Source organism: Stenotrophomonas maltophilia, assembly GCF_002799155.1.
GTDB lineage: Bacteria > Pseudomonadota > Gammaproteobacteria > Xanthomonadales > Xanthomonadaceae > Stenotrophomonas > Stenotrophomonas maltophilia_R.
Window position 1 is genome coordinate 429,091 of the sequence record NZ_NERD01000002.1, and the last position, 16,722, is coordinate 445,812.

The 16,722-nt window shown below is 67.0% G+C and carries 15 protein-coding genes; 11 read left to right on the forward strand and 4 right to left on the reverse strand.

Annotated features, from left to right (window positions below; genetic code table 11):
- Window positions 1-62: 62 nt before the first annotated feature.
- On the reverse strand, window positions 63-704 hold the full coding sequence (locus B9Y82_RS02490; RefSeq protein WP_100471407.1) for a YczE/YyaS/YitT family protein: 642 nt from the start codon (window positions 702-704) through the stop codon (window positions 63-65).
- Window positions 705-832: 128 nt separating this feature from the next.
- Window positions 833-1,852 (reverse strand): zinc-binding alcohol dehydrogenase family protein, encoded by a 1,020-nt coding sequence (locus tag B9Y82_RS02495; RefSeq protein ID WP_100471408.1) that lies wholly within the window; start codon window positions 1,850-1,852, stop codon window positions 833-835.
- Between the two features lie 357 nt (window positions 1,853-2,209).
- Here B9Y82_RS02495 and B9Y82_RS02500 point away from each other — a divergent pair, with 357 nt between their 5' ends.
- From B9Y82_RS02500 to B9Y82_RS02515, 4 genes are all read left to right on the forward strand, one after another.
- On the forward strand, window positions 2,210-3,301 hold the full coding sequence (locus tag B9Y82_RS02500) for an OmpA family protein (RefSeq protein WP_049416163.1): 1,092 nt from the start codon (window positions 2,210-2,212) through the stop codon (window positions 3,299-3,301).
- Between the two features lie 217 nt (window positions 3,302-3,518).
- A complete protein-coding gene (locus B9Y82_RS02505; protein ID WP_065176011.1) occupies window positions 3,519-4,025 on the forward strand; it encodes a hypothetical protein in 507 nt (168 codons plus the stop codon).
- 20 nt (window positions 4,026-4,045) lie between these two features.
- Window positions 4,046-4,852, forward strand: a complete 807-nt coding sequence (locus tag B9Y82_RS02510) for a pseudouridine synthase (protein ID WP_238381531.1) — start codon at window positions 4,046-4,048, stop codon at window positions 4,850-4,852.
- Window positions 4,853-4,936: 84 nt separating this feature from the next.
- The gene (locus B9Y82_RS02515; protein WP_100471410.1) at window positions 4,937-5,272 is read left to right on the forward strand and encodes a hypothetical protein; all 336 of its coding nucleotides are present in this window, start codon (window positions 4,937-4,939) and stop codon (window positions 5,270-5,272) included.
- 88 nt (window positions 5,273-5,360) lie between these two features.
- Here the strand turns inward: B9Y82_RS02515 and kbl are convergent, their stop codons facing one another.
- Complete coding sequence (gene kbl, locus B9Y82_RS02520) at window positions 5,361-6,569, reverse strand: glycine C-acetyltransferase (RefSeq protein ID WP_100471411.1); 1,209 nt, start codon at window positions 6,567-6,569, stop codon at window positions 5,361-5,363.
- A 201-nt stretch (window positions 6,570-6,770) separates the two neighbouring features.
- On the opposite strand from kbl, the gene B9Y82_RS02525 reads away from it, so the two are divergent.
- Window positions 6,771-7,466, forward strand: coding sequence for a TorF family putative porin (locus tag B9Y82_RS02525; RefSeq protein ID WP_100471412.1), 696 nt, complete (start codon window positions 6,771-6,773; stop codon window positions 7,464-7,466).
- A 184-nt stretch (window positions 7,467-7,650) separates the two neighbouring features.
- Here B9Y82_RS02525 and tdh read toward each other — a convergent pair whose 3' ends face one another.
- A complete protein-coding gene (tdh, locus tag B9Y82_RS02530) occupies window positions 7,651-8,673 on the reverse strand; it encodes an L-threonine 3-dehydrogenase (RefSeq protein WP_010483949.1) in 1,023 nt (340 codons plus the stop codon).
- 297 nt (window positions 8,674-8,970) lie between these two features.
- Here tdh and B9Y82_RS02535 point away from each other — a divergent pair, with 297 nt between their 5' ends.
- The 6 genes from B9Y82_RS02535 (at window position 8,971) to purF (ending at window position 16,718) form a co-directional block, all read left to right on the forward strand.
- Complete coding sequence (locus B9Y82_RS02535) at window positions 8,971-11,136, forward strand: S46 family peptidase (protein ID WP_100471413.1); 2,166 nt, start codon at window positions 8,971-8,973, stop codon at window positions 11,134-11,136.
- Window positions 11,137-11,337: 201 nt separating this feature from the next.
- Entirely contained in the window at window positions 11,338-11,982 is a 645-nt protein-coding gene (locus B9Y82_RS02540; protein WP_100471414.1) for a histidine phosphatase family protein, read from the forward strand.
- A 41-nt stretch (window positions 11,983-12,023) separates the two neighbouring features.
- Window positions 12,024-13,295, forward strand: coding sequence for a bifunctional tetrahydrofolate synthase/dihydrofolate synthase (folC, locus tag B9Y82_RS02545; RefSeq protein WP_100471415.1), 1,272 nt, complete (start codon window positions 12,024-12,026; stop codon window positions 13,293-13,295).
- An 80-nt stretch (window positions 13,296-13,375) separates the two neighbouring features.
- Window positions 13,376-14,395: an SPOR domain-containing protein gene (locus tag B9Y82_RS02550; RefSeq protein ID WP_100471416.1), complete on the forward strand. Its 1,020-nt coding sequence runs from the start codon at window positions 13,376-13,378 to the stop codon at window positions 14,393-14,395.
- Window positions 14,396-14,441: 46 nt separating this feature from the next.
- Window positions 14,442-15,221, forward strand: coding sequence for a CvpA family protein (locus tag B9Y82_RS02555; RefSeq protein ID WP_100471417.1), 780 nt, complete (start codon window positions 14,442-14,444; stop codon window positions 15,219-15,221).
- A 30-nt stretch (window positions 15,222-15,251) separates the two neighbouring features.
- Complete coding sequence (purF, locus tag B9Y82_RS02560) at window positions 15,252-16,718, forward strand: amidophosphoribosyltransferase (protein WP_005408246.1); 1,467 nt, start codon at window positions 15,252-15,254, stop codon at window positions 16,716-16,718.
- Window positions 16,719-16,722 lie beyond the last annotated feature (4 nt).

The window sequence follows — 16,722 nt, forward strand, 5'->3', positions numbered from 1 at the left end:
GAAACGGCGGCCGGGGCAAGGGTTGCTTGGCGGGCGGTGCCGGCCGTTGGCCGGGTACATGACTACCCGTGGCCGCGCTGCGCGCTCGCCGGGCGCGGCCCGGCGCTACCCACCGGTGGGCGGCCAATCCCGAACCAGCCCAGGGTCACTCCGCACAACGGGCCGATCAGCAGGGCGAAGGCGAGGGTGCCGAGGCCAACATTGCCGCCCAGCCACCAGCCCAGCAGCAATACGCTGCCTTCAATCAGGCTGCGTACCTTCCAGATCGGCCAGCCGGTGCGGGCATGCAGGCCGGTCATCAGGCCATCGCGCGGCCCGGGGCCGAGCTTGGCGCCGATGTACAGGCCAGTGGCCAGCGCGACCAGCAGCATACCGGCGCAGAACATCGCCAACTGCCAGCCCAGGCCAACGGCCGGTGGCAGCAGCCAAAGCCCGAACTGCGCGGAGGGACCGATCAGCATCACGTTGAGCACGGTGCCGACGCCCGGCTTCTGCCGCAGCGGCCACCACAGCAACAGCACCAGTGCGCCGATGACATTGGTCGCCAGGCCGAAGGACAGCGGCGTCTGTGCGGCGATGCCCTGCGACAGCACATCCCAGGGCGCCACGCCGATGGCGGCGCGGATCATCAGCGAGGCACCGAAGCCATACAGGAACAGGCCGGTGATCAGTTGCAGCAGGCGCAGGGGCAGGGCGGTAGGCATGGCGACGCTCGGGGGGAGGAATCTGTTTCCACCGTATCCCCGTTCTTGCTTGGTCCATAGATACAGATGCCGGTCAATCCACCGCTACAGGCAGGGTCCAGCCTGCCGGTGGGGCGCTGCATGAGGCGTCAGTCGTCCCAGCCCACCAGCACCAGCTTGCCCACCGTGCGCCCACTGGCCAGGCGTTCATGCGCGATGTCCAGATTGGTGGCATTGATCGTGCCCAGCGTTTCACTGAGCGTGCCACGCAGCTGGCCGGCATCGATCATGCTGGCCGCGCGGCTGAGAATGCGGTGCTGCTCGATGCAGTCGGCAGTGGCGAAGCGCGAGCGCGCGAACATGAATTCCCAGTGGATGCCGATGCATTTGGCCTTGTAGGGATCGCCGATGCGCAGCGCGCCACGTGGCTCCACGATCAGGCCGACATGGCCCTGCGGTGCCAGCAGTTGGCCCAGCTCATCCCAGTAGTGATCGGTGTCGGCCAGATTGAGCGCAACCTGGACCGCATCGATGCCCAGCGCCTGCAACTGTGGCTGCAGTGGCTGCCGGTGGTCGATCACGTGCGTGGCCCCCATCTGCCGGCACCAATCGATCGAGGCCTCGCGCGAGGCAGTGGCGATCACTTCGAAACCTGCATGGCGGGCCAGCTGGATCGCCATCGAGCCCACGCCGCCCGCGCCGCCGATCACCAGCAGGTGCTGGCCGCCATGGCGACGATCATCCAGGTGCAGGGGCATGCGCTGGAACAGCAGCTCCCAGGCGGTCAGCGTGGTCAGGGGCAGCGCGGCGGCGTCCGCGAAGTCGAGCGTGGTCGGCTTGCGGGCGACCAGGCGCTCGTCCACCCACTGGTACTGGGCGTTGCAGCCCGGCCGGGTCAGGTCGCCAGCGAAGTAGACCTCGTCGCCGGAGGCGAACAGGCTGGCCTCGTCACCGATGGCTTCGACCACACCGGCTGCGTCCCAGCCCAGCACCCGGGGAACGTCGAGTGTGGCCGGATCGGTGGCGGCCCGCTGCTTGCCGTCGACGGGGTTGACCGATACCGCTTCGATCCGGACCAGCAGGTCGCGGCCGCGTGGCGGCAGCGGCGGAGGCAGGAGGACATCACGCAGGGTAGGGGCGAATTCACGACTCAGGGCGACGGCTTTCATCACGGCTCCGGCTGGGTTCGTGATCCCATCATAAGGTTCCTCACGTTTCCGCAAACCTGCTGAACCGTGTCCTGCAGCGCGTTGCGCAATATGTCGTTTTTGCCGCTTAAACTCCGTCAAACCCTTGCAGCGTGTGGGTCTTGCGGATTTTCATCATCCTGTATAGGGTTTCAACGTCGGACCGGCGGACGGTCGGGCGCAACACTTCACATGTTACGGGACTGTTAACATGGCCTTCACCCGCCTGAGCATAATGTTCGCGGCGGTGGCGTGCTGAATCGGCTGTCGTACATCGACGCACTAGTGCTGGCCCATGCCTCTACCGGTTTCATACCCCCGAAATAGGAGCTGTACTCAATGAACAAGAAGATCCTTACTGCCGCGCTGCTGGGCGGCCTGGCTTTCGCCCAGGCAGCTTCGGCGCAGGAGTTCGATGACCGCTGGTACCTGACCGGTTCGGCCGGCTTCAACTTCCAGGACAGCGACCGTCTGACCAATGACGCTCCGTTCGTGACCCTGGGCCTGGGTAAGTTCATCAGCCCGAACTGGTCGCTGGACGGTGAGCTGAACTACCAGAACCCGAACTTCGACAGCAACCAGGACCTGAACTGGTCGCAGTACGGCGTCTCGCTGGACCTGCGTCGCCACTTCATCAAGGAAGGCCGCGGCTGGAACCCGTACATCGTCGGTGGCCTGGGCTACCAGAAGTCGGAAGAAGAGTACGCTGCGCTCGACAACAACGGCCCGCGCCAGCGTAAGGACGGCAATGTTGCCGCCAAGCTGGGCGTCGGCCTGCAGACCACCTTCGAGAAGCGTGTTGCTGTCCGCGCCGAAGTGGCCTACCGCGCTGACTTCGACGACCAGAGCATCGCCGCACGTGACGAGAGCTGGTTCGGCGACGTGCTGGCTTCGGTCGGCGTCGTGATCCCGCTGGGCCCGGCTCCGGTCGCGGCTGCTCCGGCTCCGGCTCCGGTTGCCCCGAGCTGCGCCGACCTGGACGACGACGGTGACGGCGTCAACAACTGCGACGACAAGTGCCCGAACTCGCAGCCGGGTCAGACCATCGGTCCGGACGGTTGCCCGGTTCCGGTCTCCATCGACCTGAAGGGCGTCAACTTCGACTTCGACAAGTCGAACCTGCGTCCGGACGCCGTGGCGATCCTGAGCGAAGCCACCGAGATCCTGAAGCGTTACCCGGATCTGCGCGTTGAAGTCGCCGGTCACACCGACTCGAAGGGTACCGACGCTTACAACCAGAAGCTGTCGGAGCGTCGTGCCACCGCCGTGTACAACTACCTGACCAAGAACGGCGTTGACGCCGGTCGCCTGGTCGGCCCGATCGGCTACGGCGAGAGCCGTCCGATTGCTCCGAACACCAACCCGGATGGTTCGGACAACCCGGAAGGTCGCGCCAAGAACCGTCGTACCGAGCTGAACGTCCAGAACTAAGTTCTGACGCTCTGCAAGTAAGACACAGCAGGACCCGGCTTCGGCCGGGTCTTGTTGTTTCTGCGGCCAGGAACCTGGATCTTCATGCGCGAGGGCAACCGTTCGTCGGGTTTTTGTCCATAAAACCAATGAGTTGCCGTATTCATTGAAAGTGGCGCTTGAAAGCTGGCGCGGCATTGCTAAACTCGCCGCGTCACTTCCTTCCGTGGATGTCCTCATGCTGCGCTCTGCATCGGCCGCCGTCCTGGCGCTGGCCCTGGTTCCCGCCGCCCACGCTGCGGTCGATTGCTCGGTCAACACCAGCGCGTCGCCGCTGCCGTTGCCGGCCACGACCATCGCACCGGTGGCCGACGAGCTGTACATCCGTGGCAACCAGCTTGGCATGCCGGCTGGCGTGTTGAGCAGCAACTACGATCCATCGCAGTCGCTGGACCAGGTGCTGCAGCGCCTGCGCATCGACGGCTGCCAGAACATCGCCAAGGCCATCCCGAGCGCGCCGGCGGTGAAGCCGAACGATCCGGCGGCCTACAAGCCGCAGACCGAGTTCGACAACACGCCGTGGCGCTTCGACATGAGCCAGAACGGCAAGCGCATGACCGCCGAAGAATTCGATGCCTGGATGAAGGCGCGCGGCGTGCGCGTGGTCAAGGCGCGTCCGGCGCCGGTCGCCACTCCGGCTGCGGCCGAAGCACCGGCTGAGACCAAGCCGGTCGACAAGAAGTAAGCGCCGCGGGGAGCAGAGGCTTGCGCACGCGCCGCCCACCTGCCACCCCCGCCGCCCGCTCCCACGCACCGCGTGGGCGTGCGGTTCCGAATGCCTCCAGTGGCGTGCGCCATGGCCTGGCGCGCGTGTTGTCCAAGGCCGGCGTGTGCTCGCGCAGCGAGGCCGCGCGCTGGATCGCCGAAGGCCGCGTGCGTGTGTCCGGCCGCATCGTGCGCGATCCCGAGTTCCCGATTGGACAGCCTGCGCCATCGATCGAAGTCGATGGCCAGCCGATGGGTGCGCCGCAGCGCATGTACCTGATGCTCAACAAGCCGCGCGGCGTGGTGACAACGACGCAGGACGAGCGTGGTCGCGACACCGTGTATCGCTGCTTCGATGGTGCCGGCCTGCCGTGGATCGCGCCGGTCGGGCGCCTGGACAAGGCCAGCGAAGGGTTGTTGTTGTTCAGCAATGATCCGCAATGGGCGGCGCACCTGACCGACCCGGAGACCGGGCCGCAGAAGACCTATCACGTGCAGGTGGATCGTCTGCCTGACGAGGACACCCTGGCAGCGCTGCGCGCCGGTGTCGAAGACGAGGGCGAGTTCCTCGTCGCCCTGGCCGTGCGCGTGCTGCGCAGCGGTGACAAGACCGCGTGGCTGGAGGTGGTCCTCGACGAGGGCCGCAACCGCCACATCCGCCGCCTGTTGGCGGCCTTTGACCTGCAGGTGCTGCGCCTGGTCCGGGTCGCGATCGGTGGGCTGCTGCTCGGCGATCTCGGCAAGGGGCAATGGCGGGTACTGGAGGTCAGCGACCAGCAGCGGCTGGGGGCCGCCGCACCGGGCTGATCACCGCCCACGGCCGGCAGTTGCCGGCCACCGTTCCAGGCGTAGGGGGCGCCTGGCTGTCGACATTCCCGAACGGAGCCTGCCATGTACCACCCGACCCTCAACCAAACCCTGCGCTGTGCAGGCCTGCTGCTGCCGATGGTGCTGCTGACCGCCTGTGGCGGCCACAAGAAGGTGGCCAAGGCGGAAACGCCTGCCGAGACCCCGGTGGTGGAAGTAAAGACGCCGGAGCTGGATGGTCGCGGCAGCTACCGCTTCCTGATGAGCAACGGCGACAAGAAGATGACCGCCGATGAGTTCGATGCCTGGATGAAGGCCAACGGGATCCGTGTCGCCAAAGGCAACGGCCAGGACGCCGCCGCCAAGCCGGTGGTGGTGGCCAGCAAGGACCAGCCCAAGGACAAGAAGAAAAAGAAGTGACGCCTGTGGGTGTCGACCTTGGTCGACACGCCTTGACCGGTGGGGTCAGAGCCCTTTCCGCAGGAAAGGGATCCGACCCCGGCCATGATCAGCCCTTGACCACGCCCAGTTCGACACCGATGCGGGTGAAGGCATCGATCGCGCGGTCCAGGTGCTCGCGGCTGTGCGCGGCGCTGATCTGGGTACGGATGCGGGCCTGGCCCTTGGGCACCACCGGGAAGAAGAAGCCGATCGCGTAGATGCCTTCTTCCAGCAGGCGCTCGGCGAACTTCTGCGCCAGCGGTGCGTCATACAGCATCACCGGGCTGATCGGATGCACGCCCGGTTTCACGTCGAAGCCGGCGGCGGTCATCTTCTCGCGGAAGTAGGCGGTGTTCTCGGCCAGGGTGCTGCGCAGGTCGTCGGCGGCAGCCAGCATTTCGAACGCCTTGATGCCGGCGGCCACCACATGCGGCGGCAGCGAGTTGGAGAACAGATACGGACGCGAGCGCTGGCGCAGCAGTTCGATCACCTCGGCACTGGCGCAGGTGAAGCCGCCCAGGGCGCCGCCCATCGCCTTGCCCAGGGTGCCGGTGATGATGTCGATCTTTTCCAGCACGCCCTTGACCTCGGCCGAACCACGGCCGGTGGCGCCAAGGAAGCCGGTGGCGTGGCATTCGTCGATGTGCACCAGTGCGTTGTACTTCTTCGCCAGCGCAGTGATTTCGTCCAGCGGCGCGATGAAGCCGTCCATCGAGAACACGCCGTCGGTGGTGATCAGCTTGGTCTTGCAGCCGGCGGCATCAGCGGCCTGCAGCTGCGCTTCCAGGTCGGCCATGTCGCAGTTGGCGTAGCGGAAGCGCTTGGCCTTGCACAGGCGGACGCCGTCGATGATCGAAGCGTGGTTCAGTGCATCGGAAATGATCGCGTCGTGCTCGCCGAGCAGCGGCTCGAACAGGCCGCCGTTGGCATCGAAACAGGCCGCGTACAGGATGGTGTCCTGCTTGCCGAAGAAATCGGCGATCTGCTTCTCCAGCTGCTTGTGCAGGTCCTGGGTGCCGCAGATGAAGCGCACCGAGGCCATGCCGAAGCCGTGCGTGTCCAGCGCGTCCTTGGCGGCCTGGATCAGGTCCGGGTGGTCGGCCAGGCCCAGGTAGTTGTTGGCGCAGAAGTTCAGCACCTTGCGGCCGTCGTCGAGGGTGATCTCTGCGGACTGCGGGCTGGTGATGATCCGCTCGGACTTGAACAGGCCCTGGGCGCGGATGGCGTCCAGTTCCTCGGCGTAGTGGCGGGTCAGGGCGGAGGAGGCGTCGGTCATGGCGTGGGCACGGCTCTGAACGGGGAAACCGTTGATTCTACCGGGCATCGCCCGTCGCCGACCGGGCCGGATGGGCCATCGCCATGGTCGGCGCATGTTGCATCGCAATAGCAAACTGGTTAAGAATTCGTGAACCGGAGCTGTCGCGCTCCGGCTGCTTCCGCCTTCCACGCCACGCCACCGCCCCCACCGGAGACGCTCATGAAGCACGCCCGTGCCTGCCTCGCCATTGCCGCTGCCCTGACCCTGGCCGCCCCGTTCGCCGCCAGCGCCCAGGAAAACGAATCGCCGTACAGCTGGAACGTCACCGCTGTTTCCGATTACCTGTTCCGTGGTGTGTCGCAGACCGACGAGGATCCGACCCTGCAGGCCGGTTTCACCTACACCAGCCCGGTTGGCCTGTATGCCGGCGTGTGGGGTTCGGGCGTGGATTTCGGTGCCGGTGATCCGAAGACCGAGGTCGACTACCTGATCGGCTACGGCGTGGATGTCACCGAGCGCGTCAACGTTGATGTGCTGCTGAACCGCTACACCTACCTGAAGTCCAGCCACCAGAACTACAACGAGCTGATCACCACCACCACGCTGGATGACACCTACAAGCTGACGGTGGCCTACACCAACGATGTATGGAACAGCAGCACCGATGGCTGGTACTTCGGCCTGGGCGGCAGCTGGGGCCTGCCGAAGGACTTCACCCTGAATGCCAACGTCGGTCGCAGTACCTTCGAGGATGGCATCGCCAAGGATTACACCGACTGGAACGTCGGCGTCGCGCGCCAGTTCGGCCTGTTCAACGTCGGCCTGGGCTACTACGGCACCGACGGCAACGGCCGCGACAACTCCGGCAAGCTGGCCCACAGCCGGGTGATGCTGTCGGTCGCGATCGGGCAATAACCGGGGCCTGCGGCACCGGCGATTGCCCCGCGCATTTCACCTTATCCCTGCGCCGTTGGCGCGCCCCCTTGAACAACAAGGGGGCTCTCCTCCAGACAGGCAGCGGTACATGAAAAAGGCGCCCACAGGGCGCCCTTTTCTTTCCGGTAGCGCCCGGCCATGCCCGGCGTCGCCGTGTGCCGGGTCAATTCCAGCTCAAAACAACCTTGCCGGCCTTGCCTTCTTCCATCAGGTCGAAGCCCTTCTGGAAGTCGTCGATCGGCAGCTGGTGGGTCATCACCTTGCCGAGTGGGAAACCGGACAGCACCAGCTGGGTCATCTTGTACCAGGTCTCGTACATCTTGCGGCCGTAGATGCCCTGCACGGTCAGGCCCTTGAAGATGATCTTGTCCCAGTCGCAGCCAGCGCCCTTGGGCATGATGCCGAGCATGGCGATCTTGCCGCCGTGGTACATGCAGTCGAGCATGTCGTTGAACGCGCGCGGGTTGCCGCTCATTTCCAGGCCCACGTCGAAGCCCTCCATGTGCAGTTCCTTCATCACGTCCTTCAGCGACTGGTTGGCGACGTTGACCACGCGGGTGGCGCCCATGTCGGCGGCCAGCTTCAGGCGGAAGTCGTTGACGTCGGTCACCACGACGTTGCGCGCACCGATGTGCTTGCAGATGCCGGCGGCGATGATGCCGATCGGGCCGGCACCGGTGATCAGCACGTCTTCGCCGATGACGTTGAACTCCAGCGCACAGTGCGCGGCGTTGCCGTACGGGTCGAAGAACGCGGCCAGCTCCGATGGGATCTGGTCCGGGATCGGCCACAGGTTGCTGGCCGGCATCACCATGTATTCGGCGAAGGCGCCGTTGACGTTGACGCCGATGCCGACGGTATTCGGGCACAGGTGCGGGCGGCCGCCACGGCAGTTTCGGCAGTGGCCGCAGACGATATGGCCTTCGGCCGAGACGCGCTGGCCGATCTCGTAGCCGGTCACCGCCGAGCCAAGCGCGGCGACGCGACCGACGAACTCGTGGCCGATGGTCAGGCCCGGCTTGATGGTGCGCTGGCTCCACTCGTCCCACAGGTAGATGTGCAGGTCGGTGCCGCAGATCGCGGTCTTCTCCAGCTTGATCAGGACCTCGTTCGGGCCCGGGGTCGGAACCGGAACTTCTTCCAGCCAGATGCCCTTGGCTGCTTCGCGCTTGACCAGGGCCTTCATCGTTTGCTGCGCCATCGGGTGGAACTCGTCAGGGGGAAAGCGCGGATTATAGGGTGCCGCGCGGATTTCCCATGTTGCGCTGCGGGTGCAGTGGCGGAACGAAAGGCGTGCGCCAGCGGGCGTTTCGAACGTACTGCAAACAGCAGCGCCTCCCTGGTTCGGGGGAGGGGGCGACCACGCCCCCTCAGGAGGGTTCCCGTGCGCGCGGCGGAACGAAGTGAGCCCATGACTTCCGGGGTTCGGGCCGGGGCAGGGCGGCGGGCTACAATCGAAGGTTCCACTACCAGGGGCCGCTCCATGCGCTCGAACCTGCTTGCATTCTCCATCGTCGCCAGCCTTGGGCTGGCCCAGGTCGCCCATGCCGCTGAAGGCATGTGGGTACCGCAGCAGCTGCCGGAAATTGCCGGTCCGCTGCAGAAGGCCGGCCTGAAGCTGTCCCCGCAGCAGCTGTCCAACCTCACCGGCGACCCGATGGGCGCGGTCGTCGCCCTCGGCGGCTGCACCGCCAGCTTCGTTTCGCCGCAGGGCCTGGTGGTCACCAACCATCACTGCGCCTACGGTGCGATCCAGCTGAATTCGACGGCCGAGAAGAACCTGATCAAGGACGGCTTCAACGCGCCGAAGCACAGCGATGAGCTGAGCGCCGGCCCGAACGCCCGCGTTTACGTGCTCGACCAGATCACCGACGTCACCGCCCAGGCCAAGGCGGCCATTGCCGCCGCCGGCAACGACCCGCTGGCCCGCAGCCGTGCGCTGGACGCCTTCGACAAGGCGCAGGTCGCCGCGTGTGAGGCCGAGGAAGGCTTCCGCTGCCGCCTGTACACCTTCTCCGGCGGCAACACCTACCGCCTGTTCCGCAACATGGAAATCAAGGACGTGCGCCTGGTCTACGCGCCCCCGGGCAGCGTCGGCAAGTACGGCGGCGACGTCGACAACTGGATGTGGCCGCGCCACACCGGCGACTTCTCGTTCTACCGCGCCTACGTCGGCAAGGACGGCAAACCGGCCGCGTTCTCGGCCGACAACGTGCCGTACCAGCCCAAGCACTTCCTGAAGTTCACCGACCAGCCGCTCGGCGCCGGAGACTTCGTGATGGTGGCCGGCTATCCGGGCCGCACCAACCGCTACGCGCTGGCCGGTGAGTTCAACGAAACCGCCAGCTGGACCTACCCGACCATCGCCAAGCACTACAACGCGGTGCTGAAGATGATCGATGAGGCGGGCAAGGCCGACGCCGACGTCAAGGTGAAGTACGCCGCCACCGCGGCCAGCATGAACAACGTGGCCAAGAACTACGCCGGCCAGCTGGAAGGCTTCAAGCGCATCGACGCCGCTGGCCAGAAGCAGGCTGAAGAAGCCGCCGTGCTGGCCTGGCTGAAGAAGCAGGGCGCCGCCGGCAAGCCGGCCCTGGCGGCGCACGCGCAGCTGCTCAAGCACCTGGATACCAGCAGGTCGACCCGCGAACGCGACCTGTTCGTCGGTCAGTTCAACAACACCTCGGCCGTTGGCGCAGCGATCACCCTGTACCGCCTGTCGATCGAGCGCAGCAAGCCGGATGCCGAGCGTGAGGTCGGCTACCAGCAGCGCGACCTGCCGACCCTGGAAGGCGGCCTGAAGCAGATGGATCGCCGCTATGTGGCGAAGATGGACCAGCAGCTGCAGGCCTACTGGCTGGAGCAGTACGTTGCCCTGCCGGCCGCGCAGCGCAACAACGACGTGCTGAACAAATGGCTGGGCGGCAGCGATGCCAGCGCCGTCAAGGCGCTGGTGAGCAAGCTGTCGGGCACCGAGCTGGGCAGCCTGGATGCGCGCCTGAAGTGGTTCAAGGCCGACCGCGCTGCGTTCGAAGCCAGCACCGACCCGGCCATCCAGTACGCGGTGGCGATCATGCCGTCGCTGCTGAAGCAGGAAGAGCAGAAGAAGATCCGCGAAGGTGAGTCGCTGACCGCACGCCCGCTGTACCTGCAGGCACTGGCCGACTACAAGAAGAGCCAGGGCGAGCTCGTGTACCCCGATGCCAACCTGTCGCTGCGCATCACCTTCGGCAACGTGATGGGCTATGAGCCCAAGGATGGCGTGGCCTACACCCCGTTCACCACGCTGGAAGGCATCGTCGCCAAGGACACCGGCGTCGATCCGTTCGATGCGCCCAAGGCGCTGCTCGACGCGGTCAAGGCCAAGCGCTACGGCGGCCTGGAAGACAAGCGCGTCGGCTCGGTGCCGGTGAACTTCCTGTCCAACCTGGACATCACCGGTGGCAACTCCGGCTCGCCGGTGCTGGATGCGAACGGCAAGCTGGTCGGCCTGGCCTTCGACGGCAACTGGGAATCGGTCAGCTCCAACTGGGTGTTCGACCCGGTGATGACCCGCATGATCGCGGTCGACAGCCGCTACATGCAGTGGATCATGCAGGAAGTGGCGCCGGCACCGGAGCTGCTGAAGGAACTGAACCTGGCCAAATAAACCGGTTGCGGTAGTGCCGGCCGCTGGCCGGCAAACCTCGACCCAATGACCGGAAACTCCGGAACCCCGCGACGCAGGTCGCGGGGTTTTTTAATGCCCGGCCCGGCCCGGTGCGCCGAACAGGTATCATCGCTGTTCCGCGTACTTCACAGGATGTGAACGAAACGCGGAAACCTCCTCCCCCCAGGACCCCTTGCACGCATGCGCATCCTGCTTGCCCGCCACGGCGAAACGCCGTGGAACGCCGAAGGCCGCTACCAGGGCCAGATCGACATCCCGCTTTCGCCGATCGGTGAAGCCCAGGCCCAGGCACTGGGTGCCCGCCTGGCCTCGGTCGACATCACCCGTGCCGTCGCCTCGCCGCTGTCGCGCGCGCAGCGCACCGCGCAGCTGGCGCTCGGCGCCGCCCGTGCCGACATGCTGCTGACCGAGCCGGAGCTGCAGGAAATCGCCCATGGCGAATGGGAAGGGCTGCTGGCCAGCGAGATCCACGAGAAGGATCCGTCGCGCCTGCAGGCCTGGCGCGAGGAACCGGATACCGTTCTGATGCCCGGCGGCGAATCGCTGCGCCTGGTGCTGGAGCGCAGCTGGCGCGGCCTTGCCCGCGCTGCCGAAGGCCTTGGCGAACACGACACCCTGCTGGTGGTCGCCCATGACGCGGTCAACCGGGTGATCCTGTGCAGGGTGCTGGGCCTGCCGATCTCCCGTCTGTGGACCTTCCGCCAGGCACCGACCACGCTCAACCTGCTCGAAGGCGCCGACCTGGACAGCCTGGAGGTGGTGCGCCTGAACGACTGCGCCCACCACACCCCGTTCTTCGGTGAAGCCAAGCACCGCGCTCTCTGATCCATCCTCCCGCATCAACTGCTTCTGCTGGAACCGCTGCCGTGACGAACACCCCGACCACCCTGGCCGACTGGCTGGATTACATTGAACGCCAGCACCCGGCGACCATCGACATGGGCCTGGAGCGCGTGCGCGCCGTAGCCACGGCGATGGGGCTGGGGACGCCGGCCCAGCGCACCATCGTGGTCGGTGGTACCAACGGCAAGGGCTCCACCGTGGCCTTCATCGAAGCCATTGCGCGCGCGGCGGGCTGGAAGGTCGGCGCCTACACCTCGCCGCACCTGCTGCGCTACAACGAGCGCGTGCGCATCGACGGGCAGGAGGTGGACGATGCCGCGCTGGTCGCTGCGTTCAACGCAGTCGAGGCCGCGCGTGGCGAGATCACGCTGACCTATTTCGAGTACGGCACGCTGGCCGCGCTGCAGCTGTTCGCCGACGCCGGGCTGGACCTGGCGGTACTGGAAGTGGGCCTGGGCGGTCGACTGGATGCGGTCAACATCATCGATGCCGACGTGGCCGTGATCACCACCGTGGACATCGACCATGCCGAATGGCTGGGCGAGGACCGCGAAGCGATCGGCACCGAGAAGGCCGGCATCATCCGTGGCTGGAAGCCGGTGATCCTGGGCGAGACCGATCCGCCCTCGAGCGTGCTCGCACGTGCCTACCTGGTCGGTGCCAATGCGATCCGGGGTGGCAGCGATTACTTCTACGAGCCGATCGATGCCCAGCGCTGGCGCTGGCGCGACGTCGGCCTGCGCATGGAACTGCCGGCGCCGGCGCTGGCCGGCCCGATCCAGCTGGCCAATGCGGGTGCTGCCATCGCTGCGCTGCGTGCGCTGGACAAGCCGGTGCCGCGCGCCGCGTGGGCTGCCGGTATCGCGGCGGCGCGCATCCCTGGCCGCCTGCAGGCGTTCGAGCGGGAGGGTGTGCAGATCCGCGTCGACGTCGGGCACAACCCGCAGGCGGCGGGCCAGCTGGCGCGCGCGCTGAAGGCCGAAGCGGCAGCCGGGCGCACCCTCGCGGTATACGCCGCGCTGCAGGACAAGGACGTGGTAGGCGTGGTGCAGGCGCTGCAGGACGTGGTCGGCGAGTGGACCCTGGCGGGCCTGGACGGCCCGCGCGGGCAGAGCGCTGCCCAGTTGCAGGCGCGTCTGGCCAGCACGGCTGCGGCCCAGGCACAGCGGGTTGATAGCGTCGAACAGGCGCTGGCACAGGTGTTGTCACGGGCCGAACGCGGTGACCGCGTGCTGGTGTTCGGCTCCTTCCATACCGCTGCTGCCGCGCTGCAATGGTTGCAGGGCGCCGCCTGATCCGCGTTCAGCCAATGCCGACGCCGTCCGGTCCGGCACCCGTATAATCGACTGCAACCTCCGGACAGTTGCCGCCTCACGTGGATACGCCTCTGAAACAGCGTCTGATTGGTGCCATCGTGCTGGTCGCGCTGGCCGTGATTTTCCTGCCGATGCTGGTCAAGGGACCGGCGCCGGACAGCGGTGTGGCCTCGGTGCCGATCGCCGCGCCGGATGCACCGGCCGATGGCCAGTTCGAAACCCGTGAGCTGCCGCTGGTTGCTCCGGCCGGTGGAGCCACCGGCCTGCAGGCCGGGCAGGCCAAGCCCCTGCAGGAGGCCGCCGCCCCGGCCACTCCGCCGACCGTGGACACGTCTCCGGCCGTTGCCGCCGGCAACTACGCCGTCACGTTTGGCGCCTACGGCAGCAAGGCCGACGCCGACGCGGTCATCGCCTACCTGCAGCGCTCGCAGCTGCCGGGCTTTGCCGAAACGACCACCATCAACGGGCGCCAGGCGTGGCGTGTGCGCGTCGGGCCGTATGCCGACCGTGCGCAGGCCGAGGCTGCCCGCCTGCAGGCGGTGAAGATCCGCGCCGATGTAAAGGCCGAAGTCATCGCCCTGGACGCGGCGGCAGGCAGCAGTGCGGCGGTCGCCGCCACGCCGGCGCCGACTGCCAGCGCCCCGGCTGCGGCCACTACGCCGTCGGCCACCAGCAACCCGGTGCGCAGCGAAAGCCTGCCGCCGAGCACGCCGACGGCGGCCACCAAGCCGGAACCGCCCAAGCCGGCGCCGAAGCCGGAAGCCAAGCCCGAGCCGAAGCCGGAGGCCACCGCCAGCAAGCCGGCGGCGGCACCGGCCACGCCGGCCGCACCGGCGGCCAGTGGCGTCGGCTTCGCTGTGCAGCTGGGCGCGTTCGGCCAGGCCAACGATGCCAATGCGCTGCGCGACAAGGTCCGTGCCGCCGGCTTCAGTGCTTTCGTCGAGCAGGTGCGCACCGAAAAGGGCACCCTGCATCGCGTCCGCGTCGGGCCGGTGGCCAACCGGGCTGACGCCGAGCAGTTGAAGGCGCAGGTCGCCGCCAAGGTCGGCGTGGCCGGCATGGTCCGACCGCACCCATGACCCACGCGCAGGCCCGTTGCCAGCGCCGCCGAAGGAGCGGGGCGCCATGATCGACGTGGTGCTGCTGATCGTGATCGCCGCCTCGACCCTGCTCGGGATGCTGCGTGGCTTCGTTGGAATCGTCATCGGCACGCTGTCGTGGCTGCTGGCCGCGTGGGCGGCCTTCGCCTTCGGTAACGATGCGGCACGCTGGTGGGCGGCGCCGGCCGCGCCTGGCGGCGAGCACTTCGTCGGCGGCTACCTGGGCGTGGGAATTGGCGTGATGATCGTGGTCGCGGTGATCGGCATGGTCATCAAGGCGATGATCCACCGCAGCATGCTGACCAGCCTGGACCGGTTGCTGGGCGGCGTGCTGGGAGCCGTGCGTGGCGGCCTGATCGCGGCGATCCTGGTGCTGCTGGCCGGTTTCACCCCGCTGACCGCCGAACCCTCCTGGAAGCGCTCGGCGGTCCGCCCGGTGCTGAACCCGGCCGTGGCCTGGATGAACGGGAAGCTGCCGCACTGGCAGGTGCCCGGCGCCGATCTGCTGCCCAAGAACTTGCCGACCGACATGCTGTCCCCATCTGCATTGATGGAGCTGGGAAAGAACGCAGGCGCCGATTTGGGAAAGCCGGGCGCGGCAGGCGATAATGGCATCCTCAACCAGGTAGTGGCGGGCGGCGGATGGCTGCGGCCCGCGAAAGCGGAACAGGGCGACGCATACGATCCGGCCGAAGTGCGCCCGGACGCCCCAGCACTGCCGGACAGTATCGAGCCGGGCGATCCGGCCAATGTCGACCGCGGGCGCGGCGACCACCGCGGCCAGGTACGGCCACCTTCCTTGTAACTGGGCACAGCCCAGCGGAGACTTCGCACCATGTGTGGCATCGTCGGAATCGTCGGCAACCAGAACGTCGCCGGGCAGTTGTATGACGGCTTGACCGTTCTCCAGCATCGCGGCCAGGATGCGGCGGGCATCGCCACGGCCAATGGCAGCCGCCTGCGGGTGCAGAAAGCCACCGGCCTGGTCCGCGATGTGTTCGATGCACGCACCATGTCCACCCTGGAAGGCAGTGTCGGCATCGCCCATGTGCGCTACCCGACCGCCGGCTCGGAAGGCATGGACGAGGCGCAGCCGTTCTACGTCAACTCACCGTACGGCATCGCGCTGGCCCACAACGGCAACCTGATCAACACCGAGGCGCTGCGCCAGCAGGTGTTCGAACAGGACCGCCGCAACGTCAACACCGATTCGGACAGCGAAGTGCTGCTGAACGTGTTCGCCTACGAACTGGAGCAGCAGCGCCAGCTCAGCCCGGAAGCCGCGATCCGCGCGGTGGCCGGTGTTCACCGCCGCTGCAAGGGCGGCTATGCGGTGGTCAGCGTGGTGCTGGGCCTGGGCCTGGTTGCCTTCCGCGACCCGCATGGCATCCGCCCGCTGGTACTGGGCAAGCGCAGCCATGCCGAGGGCGACGAGTACATCGTGGCCTCCGAGTCGGCCGCGCTGGACGTACTGGGCTTCCAGCGCGTGCGTGACGTGCAGCCGGGTGAAGCGCTGGTGATCACCGCGCGCGGCGAGCTGTTCTCCGAGATCTGCGCCGAGCCGGCCGAACACACACCGTGCATCTTCGAGTATGTGTACTTCGCGCGCCCGGATTCGATGATCGACAATGTCTCGGTGCACAAGGCGCGCATGCGCATGGGCATCAAGCTGGGCGAGAAGATCCTGCGCCTGCGCCCGGACCACGACATCGACACCATCATCCCGATCCCGGATACCTCGCGCGATGCCGCGCTGGAGATCTCCAACGTGCTTGGGGTGAAGTACCGCGAGGGCTTCATCAAGAACCGCTACATCGGCCGCACCTTCATCATGCCGGGCCAGGGCGAACGCGTGAAGTCGGTGCGCCGCAAGCTCAACCCGATCCACCTGGAGTTCCGCAACCGCGTGGTGCTGCTGGTGGACGACTCGATCGTGCGTGGCACCACCAGCCAGCAGATCGTGCAGATGGCCCGTGATGCGGGCGCGCGCAAGGTCTACCTGGCCAGCGCGGCGCCGCCGGTGCGCTACCCGAACATCTACGGCATCGACATGCCGGCGGCCGAAGAGCTGGTCGCGCACAACCGCACCGTGGAAGAGATCGAGGCCCACCTGGGCTGCGACTGGCTGATCTACCAGGACCTGGAAGACATGGAAGCGGCGGTCAGCGAGGGCAACCCGGCGCTGCGCAACTTCGATTCGTCCTGCTTCAACGGCCACTACCCGACGGGTATCGAGCCGGGCTACTTCGAGCGCATCCAGCAGTTGCGTTCGGACGACGCCAAGCACAAGCGCCGCGCCTGAGGTC